The organism is Candidatus Hodgkinia cicadicola, assembly GCF_002774925.1.
Map to the genome: position 1 here is coordinate 21,843 of NZ_CM008795.1, position 7,243 is coordinate 29,085.

A 7,243-nucleotide genomic window follows, 5' to 3' on the forward strand; every position below is an offset into this window, starting at 1 on the left:
TTAAGAACAAAACCCAAACACATGAACATAACATCTCACTTCGTTGTTCTTTAACGAACTAATAGTGAATTAATTTATATAGACCTATCATAACTTGAATGTTTGTACTTGATATCGATCATGGTATTTGTAATAAACGTATATGGGATTAAATAAATATGGTGGATAGATGGATGAACTCCATCAACATTTATTCTGTAATAAACGTTCCTAAAACAGGTATCCACGTTTGCTAAACCAACATCAACGATACAACAAAATCCACTCAAAATTTAACCATTAAGTACTGAATTTAGTACTTCTTCAAACAACTCTTACTTCTTCTATTCAAAGAAGTGACGTAGTCTTAACTAAAAACCACGATTTCATTAGTTTCAGCCACAGGTTCCCCTACGGCTACCTTGTTACGACTTCACCTCGATCATCAACCCTACATTGAATTCTAAATCTAGAACCTTCGGATAAAATCGATTCCCATGGTGTGACGGGCGGTGTGTACAAGATCCGAGAACGTATTCACCGTGGCATGCTGATCCACGATTACTAGCGATTCCTACTTCATGTACTCGGGTTGCAGAGTACAATCCGAACTAAGACAACTTTTTGAGATTAGCTCCACCTCACGATATTGCGACTCTTTGTAGTTGCCATTGTAGCACGTGTGTGGCCCAGCCCATAAGGGCCATGATGACTTGTCGTTGTCCTCTCCTTCCTCCAACTTTTTTGTTGGCAGTTCTCATAGAGAGCCTATATGTTTCGACAACTATGAGTAAGGGTTCCGCTCGTTATAGGACTTAACCATACACCTCACGGCACGAGCTGACGACAGCCATGCAGCACCTGTTCAAGGCATTCTTACGTTTTGTAAGTGGCATGTTGTTTCCAACATGTTTAGCCTAAAATGTCAAGAGCTGGTAAGGTTCTTCGTGTAGATTCGAATTAAACCACATGCTCCACCGCTTGTGCGGATCTCTGTCAATTCCTTTGAGTTTTAACCTTGCGGTCGTAGTCCCCAGGCGGAGTGCTTAACGCGTTAGCTATACAATCAAACATAAATATGCAACATCCGGCATATCCGAAGATGTACCTTCTGGATGTTTTTTTACATCCGACATGTTAGCACTCATCGTTTAGGGCGTGGACTACCAGGGTATCTAATCCTGTTTGCTCCCCACGCTTTCGTACCTCAGCGTCAACTTAACCCAATGAACCGCCTTCGCCTCTGGTACTCCTCCAAATATCAACGAATTTCACCTCTACACTTGGAATTGTGTTCATCCCTATTAAGTTCATAGTTATGCAGTATCAACATCCGTTATGGAATTAAGTTCCAAGATTTGATTGTTGACTTACAAAACCGCCTACATACCCTTTACGCCCAATAATACCGAACAACACTCGCTCCCCTCGTATTACCGCGGCTGCTGGCACGAAGTTGGCCGGAGCTTTTGTTCAGTTACTATCACTATTATCACTAAACAAACAGAGTTTTACAATCCCAAGGTACATATTCTGTACCCTTTTTATAGGATCTTCATTACTCATGCGGCATGGCTGGATCAGGCTTCCGCCCATTGTCCAATATTCCTCACTGCTGCCTTCCGTAGAAGTTTGGGCCTTGTCTCAGTCCCAATGTGGCTGTCCATCCTCCCAGACCAGCTATAGATCTTGGCCTTGGTAGGCTTTTACCCCACCAACTAGCTAATCTACCGCAAGCTCATCTTGTTCCGATCAAAATCTTTACCAAAATCTTGGAATTATACGGTATTACCTCAAGTCTCCTTAAGCTATCCCGTTGAACAAGGTAGATTCTCACGTGTTACTCACCCGTTCGCCGCTAACAACCTGTTGAGGTTGTCCGCTCGACTTGCATGTGTTAGGCCTGCCGCCAGCATTCGTTCTGAGCCAGGATCAAACTCTTTTAAATCTAAGTCATAATCGAATTAACACGATGTCTTAGATGACTTATTTGAAAGCTTAAAACCAAGCTTAGAAGGTCATTCGACCTCCATTCCCTCTTAAACTCAAGAAAAGTCAAGAGTATCAAACAAACGTTTTCAGATTCCAACCTTTAACAAAACTGATAACTGAATAACAAAAATGTAGATAAAAATCTTCAAGAAATGAACAACGACCGAATCATAAAACTCAAACAATAATAAATATAATAAAAAACCACAACATCGAACGTTTCAAACGTTGTAAGTATTCTATAAGATAACTTCACTAACCGTCAAACACTATCAAAGTCTATAATTGATACATAAGGGGTCGAAACCCTTATTCGGTTGTACTTAATCACCACATTTCCAATTTAAACGTAAAAACAAATTGAATCAAACATGTCATTAACGTGTTGCGGCTACAACCAGTAAGTCTATTACATTACGGTCAAATAACACCATCTATCTCGCTGATCTTCTATCGAAGGCATCTTCGATGCCATAACATCAAACAACATAATCACCATCATGCTTATACGGATTGTTTAATATCATAATATCTTATCATCAAAAACCAACATAAATGCAACTACAACACCAACACCCAAACGAACTAAACACAAATATTTCCGTTAAACATAACACATCTATCTCATTTCATCGAACCTATCACAACTTTATTATAAACCCACAACACACATCAATCATAATGACAAGTACCTAACATAATCCATGTACAACATCAATAAATCAATAACATCTTTTTTTTGTTATCAAATACAACATCCCAACCCGAAATAACAACAACCCTCACTTCTTCCCTCCCACTTCGTACCCAAACCCAATACCATCGATTAATAATAGACATTTCGATCTCTGTTATAACATCTCTCCTTGAACTAACCAAACACATTCATGCACCACTATTATCAGATAACATACCAAACACATGACAAAACATGCCATTGATAAATTACCATCGAACCACAACATCTTTACTAAACAACGACCAAACCAACATCTAAACATAACTGTAATCCGAACATGTTGTATCAAACAGATAACAAATGTTAACATCGATAAAAACCAACAAGTAAATTACATTTAACCTATCTTACTATACCCAAAAATAAATCATGACAACGTTGTATCCGTTGTTCCATATTTCAACATGGATATCGAATTAATAACGACTACCATCGAATGATTTGGTATAAACGTTTGTAACTTCAATGGTATAACTCATACTAATAATGGCCGGAACCAACGTCCAAACACTCACATTCATCACGATAACTACCACTCCTAACTACCAAATTAATAAATGAAATTAATTTAACCAAACGAAGACATAAACATTAACACCTCACAACGTTTAGTCATTAATCACTTTAAGCAATAAAACCCATCAACAAAGAATAATCCTATACATAAATAATAATAAACATCATGATGAAGCCATTATCTCATGACATGGATGTTGTTGTAGATAGATTAAACGAAAACTTATAACACCGAACAAATATATATATGCGTGTGTGTAGGTGTATATGTGTATATATATATATCCCACCTCTACGTTGTTACCAACGTTCGGTTGCCAAACGACAGTGTTGTTAAAATATATCATAAATAATCAAGTTACAGATTATAAATCAAACAGGTATACATCGGATTGTATACTTTATCATGATGTTTAATCAAGTCATAAAAACAACTACTATACCAACCTATGTTTAAAAATATAATGATTTAATAAATACCTGTTTTCGGAACTTAAAATTACCATCAACCATAATATAACTTATCGAACATAAACATCATAAAATCCCATCATTAATATCAAAAACTAACAATAATTTAAACACAAATTTACTCCATGCCATTAATTAAACATACCTATATTAAACAGGATATAATACAAAGAATGTATTTGATCTGAATCCTACATTACGACAACAAAATAAACCAAAATCCGACTAAACAAGAGGTTATAATTATTCTATATATGTTAACCAACTACACTTAAACCCATCAATTAAATGTTAATAAAACAAACCAAACGCATGACATCATCGATACTGAATCGAATACTAACTAATAGAAATAAAACAACAACCATTACCAATGATAGAATAAAACACTGAATCACTCCAAACGCCCACATAAATATTATATATCTAATAATACATTGTTATTTTTTTTGTTGTTTAACCTACCTATTTAAATTTCAAACAAGTTAAACCAATGGAACAGATACAACGGATGTAAGGATGGTCTAAGACCATCAATTGTTAATTACAACGAATGAATGGTACAACCACCTATCGGTTGTATTAATTTAATAAAAATACGTATACTTGTATCGATAGTGATAAAAATCCAACATCACGATATAATTTAACCTACATGTATCAAATAAATTGAATTAATAAGTAATATAAGTTAAAATCAAATGATTAATTAAGAACCAAATACCTGTTGTTATGTTGTTATCATCCATCAATAGAAACGTTAACATATACAAGTATCAAACTAATCACCATCTCAATTAAACAACATAGATGTTAATTATTAACATGTTTGGATGTAAGTAGATGTTTTAATCGGTTCTCTTAACCATAATCCACATGTTGTTAACATTTTGTTCAACAGAATCAGATTAAACCTATGGAAATATAGAACCGAAATTAAACGATAAAGATCTCAAACGTTGGAACGTTGTAATTGGTTTATAACGTGGTTAACTAATCATTGAAGGTATTTATAATCAACTAACTATTTTATTAACCAAGGTTATACAATATACCCACATGTCAACCTTCATCGATTAAATTCTATGTAAAACGATCAAACATTTTGATTAGTCATTAACAAACACAAATACCCATGAACACAACCCAGAAACTACTACATCATGGTGCTAATAATACAGTCTTATTACTACAACCCGTCATCTAAACATAAAACTATTAAACCGCAACGAAAAAAACCCCAATCAACGAAGAACCAATCACTTCATGGGTTTTTCTTAAACCATAAATTATATATATAAATTAATCAATAAATTGATCATGATGGTAATCATCATAACATTACAACGTTGTTACGAGCCGATATTCGTAGTAAGAATAAACAGATTAATGATAAACCTCTAATAAGTCAGATTAATGATTAGAATGTTGATAAATAAAACCCATAACTGAAATTAATTTAATTATAAACAGTTACTACAAACTGATAAATCTAATTAAACATGCCAAGTATATCTTGGGTTGATACATCCAAATACATTAATAAACATGTGTATATATATATATATATGCTACTAACATCGAGTGTTTGCATGGGTGTTGTGTTAAGTAACCGATATTAATAACCAAGTTGAACATGAATGACAGATCACTGATTTATATCTCTGTAACTACAATGTTGGATCAGTTATCTTAACAACCATATTTATCATGGTAAATTATTAAATAATAATAATAGAATTACATGTGAAATAGATTCAATTTGATTAAAACTATTAATAAATATATTATTATAAATATAACTATAAAACCATACCAAACATGTATAATATTTAAACATCATACTAGAAATAATTCTTCTATAACTACAAGTATAACTATTAACCTAACATTTTGATACAAAAACCCTATGACCCTGGTTCTTTTAACCCATGAAACAGATACAACACAATAAAGTTCAAACTTGTACCTTGTTACCTTGTTGTTGTTTTAGTGTAAATTATATTGATTAATCAGGTATTAATCGTTGGTTATTATCTAACGAATATTTAAAAATATATTCAATTATAACATGTAATTCATTTATACTTTTAATAAGTTTAAGTATAATATACATTTGAAGTGATTACTCATGAATTTTGTTCGTAAACAACCAAACGAATCAAAACCAACATCAACATTTAAGACCGTTAACAACACAAACAAATCTCACTAAACATCTTGAAATATATCAAATTATCACTACCATAACATACAATAAAACTATCAAACAATTTACCAAACATATTAATTATATACCTATATATAAAATATATATCTCATTTTTGTTGTACTAAACGTTTAAATATAACAACTACAGATTTGATACCAATAACATACCAAACCATGTAATTATTCTGAACATTTTGAACCATTTATAATAAGCCATTACAACGTTGGACCATTAATTGCCATGGTATTAACAACGGTTAAGATTAATAAACAGTCAGTATAAATTTATTAAAAACCTCATGGATTTTTTTTGTAAACATACAGAACAAACGAAGTAAGTGCTATGACTGAAATTATTTGATGTGGATGTTGGAAACAAAAAAGTGATTGTTAATCGTTTTGATTAAATCCCAAACCAATATGCGGTACTCTTATATTTCGAGGTGGAGGTATTACTTTGTTGCTGAACTTGGTACTCAATTAAAACCACATGTTCAATGGTCTTCAAAAACTAAAAACCGAACAATAACAACATGACAACACATAATCCGAGGAAATGAGTAAGTTTTATCTTTACAAAAACAATTAAGAACCATCAATCATATTTGGAATACTTGATAATTGTTTAAACAATCGAAATAATTTCCAACACCTAGTATAATAATTTTGTTGTTGTTACTTATATTGTCAGGTTTGTTCATGACAAACACATTACAATTTACATATCTCATTCCAACCGCCATTTCAAAAATATTAACAACAGATCTCAAATTACCTGATCCGTAATCTATTATGATCACATTTCAACTTATTATTGGATAACCTTTGGTTGAGTTGATGTTTTAAATACACATTTATTGATCGAAACGAACATGTACCAAATGTTTTAAATATAACTTCGGCTACATGATGATGAAATGAATCAAACTTGATGACACCGATATGTACACTTATACATGAATTCCATACTAACAAATTAACCAAACGTATACATTAAATTCTAATACCGGATTGAATAAATTATATCATGTACTATTCGTTCGGTATGATCCAGATCTACCCGATAAACCAACACAACACAGATGCCAAACGTTCCATCCATTAGAATTATTACATGAGAATAACTGAACAAATTACTTTTTATAACCATATTTTTCAATTAACATCCCGATACAATACCGATATCTTTGAAAGTATGATGGTGGTCTGTTTACCAAACATTTACCAAACACAATAAGATTTAAACATAGATCGGAATAAGTTGATCATTGGAATAAAATTATGATTTAAACCTAAACTCCGATCATAATTGTACTTACATTTTTTTTTGTTGTT

General features: G+C 32.5%; 3 protein-coding genes and 1 rRNA gene. All 4 read right to left on the reverse strand.

From position 1 onward, the window contains the following. Positions 1–362: 362 nt before the first annotated feature. A 16S ribosomal RNA gene (locus MAGTDC_RS01915) occupies positions 363–1,927 on the reverse strand. A 629-nt stretch (positions 1,928–2,556) separates the two neighbouring features. After that, entirely contained in the window at positions 2,557–2,856 is a 300-nt protein-coding gene (locus MAGTDC_RS01925; RefSeq protein WP_192573077.1) for a hypothetical protein, read from the reverse strand. Further along, entirely contained in the window at positions 2,823–3,020 is a 198-nt protein-coding gene (locus MAGTDC_RS01930) for a hypothetical protein (protein WP_146656833.1), read from the reverse strand. The genes MAGTDC_RS01925 and MAGTDC_RS01930 overlap by 34 nt, the downstream gene beginning before the upstream one ends. A 3,888-nt stretch (positions 3,021–6,908) precedes the next feature. Then, positions 6,909–7,067, reverse strand: a complete 159-nt coding sequence (locus MAGTDC_RS05505) for a hypothetical protein (RefSeq protein WP_278046923.1) — start codon at positions 7,065–7,067, stop codon at positions 6,909–6,911. Positions 7,068–7,243 lie beyond the last annotated feature (176 nt).